Below are 559 nucleotides of genomic sequence, written 5' to 3'. Positions count from 1 at the left end.
TGTTTTAAGTAATTTTCCACTATGGATATTTGATGATAAGGAAGGTCGGAAAGTACGTCCGATTTTAGGCCTGAAACTGAGCAGAAGAAGGGAAGAACAATGTCCTCAAGAAATTAAGAATGGTCTAAATTTGTTTGAGGCATTATTTTCAACTATGAAAGATGCACATGATGAAAGGTATATATCAAGACGACACGAAAGAGATATTATTTTTATTCCTGTAGAAGATTATAGTGCTACCCAATTTGATTTAAATGAAGAAACAAAAGAAACTCTATTAGAAATAGGGAGAAACCGTACAATTCAATTTTTACGAAATTGGCCAAGATTGAGGTTATAAATATTTTTTAAAAATAATTATAAAACTATTGACCAATGATAAATAGGGTGTTATTATATAAAAGTTGCTGATGAGACATGCAGCTACTAAAATATAAAATAAAATAACTGTTTGACATTAGATATAAAACATGTTATTATATAAAAGTTAACTCTTACAGAAGAGTAAACAAAATGAACCTTGAAAACTGAACAAGCAAAACGTAATCAATAAAGTTTT

The 559-nt window shown here is 28.4% G+C and carries 1 pseudogene; it reads left to right on the top strand.

Annotated features, from left to right (window positions below):
- Positions 1-340, top strand: a pseudogene (locus CD31_RS00095) (patatin-like phospholipase family protein); the annotation flags it as partial.
- Between the last annotated feature and the right edge of the window lie 219 nt (positions 341-559).

Origin of the sequence: Lysinibacillus boronitolerans JCM 21713 = 10a = NBRC 103108 (assembly GCF_000772935.1) — a bacterium.
Classification (GTDB): Bacteria; Bacillota; Bacilli; order Bacillales_A; family Planococcaceae; genus Lysinibacillus; species Lysinibacillus boronitolerans.
This window is presented reverse-complemented; position numbering and strand designations above follow the sequence as displayed.